Genomic DNA, 1,152 nt, shown 5'->3' on the forward strand with positions numbered 1-1,152 from the left:
GACGGTCGACGACGCCGGTCACTGGATTGTCGATCAACGACCCGAGCTGGTGCTCGACCGACTACGGGCGTTCCTGCAAGAAACCTGAATATGGGCTCGAAATCCCGAGTTGAATCAACCGGAGCAGGCCACGAAAGTGGGGCACCGTCTCCGACCGCGGTGATTGTCCGGCCCACCAGCACCGGTTGCATCAAACTCAGTCCGGTATTGGCCATGGAGAACGCCGTTGCCGCCCCGAGCAGCTGGCGGTGCTCACGTAGGTACGGCCACAAAACAGCGCACACCGCCCCGGCTGGAAGTGCGTGCTTTTCCTCCCCGCGACCCGTAAGCCCCCTAAACCCCAGAAACAAGTTCCGTCATCATATTTGGGCCGGTCCCGGATCTCGGGTTGACTGGCCGATCGGTGTTCTGCAGCGGTACGGATCTGACCCGACATACATCGGGTATCGGTGATCGCTCCGATTTCGTGACCAGGGCCGACGGAAAACATCGTCCCCGGTGCGGGCCACGCAGTGACTCCTCAAGGGCCGACAGCACACAGAGTTCGAGTGTCTGCCGCCGGCCGATCTTCCCGGTACGACCTGGTGCCAGACGACGGCCCGGTAGAGACGTACCTTATCCAGATGTGGCCGACCACCGACCGAGCAGGGGTATCGCTCACCAGTTCAACTCAGGACGATGAACTCGCCACGAAGTGCAGTATCGACTCTCGTGCAAGGTCACCAATTGACGATCCGCGCGCCCACACCCCAATACATCCAGTTCACCGCCGTGGAACCCGTCGGCCCGGACATGATCAACGCGAATGGGCAGAGTCACCTCGAAGGCATGGACCCTTACCCCGGTGGGACCAATCCCCTTCGTGCGCTGCAACAACGAGTGGAAGCTCTCCCGCACCTTCATCTGTGGTGGATTGTTTTCGCCGCACCGCAGGTCTGCGACTAGTACTGCAACGGCACATGTTTGACAGATAGACGATACTGACTGCGTGGTCCTCGATCTGGTTGCTGCCGAGTTGGAAGCCTTGCATGAGCGGATCTCCGGTCGGTTCACCCGGTCGGAGCCGAGGTCCCGCGTCCGTGAATATGTGACGGGATTGGTTGCGGGTCTGGAACGCAAGAACGGGTGGACCCTCGCCGAGCGGGCCGGTGA

The 1,152-nt window shown here is 61.2% G+C and carries 1 protein-coding gene and 1 pseudogene; both read left to right on the plus strand.

Translation table 11 applies throughout. From position 1 onward, the window contains the following. On the plus strand, positions 1-88 hold an 88-nt coding region (locus MLGJGCBP_RS51940; RefSeq protein WP_236581247.1), incomplete at its 5' end, for a hypothetical protein. 900 nt (positions 89-988) lie between these two features. Continuing rightward, positions 989-1,152 (plus strand): annotated as a pseudogene (locus MLGJGCBP_RS21995) (IS701 family transposase); the annotation flags it as partial.

The sequence above is a fragment of the Rhodococcus sp. T7 genome (assembly GCF_009872365.1).
Lineage (GTDB): Bacteria > Actinomycetota > Actinomycetes > Mycobacteriales > Mycobacteriaceae > Rhodococcus_F.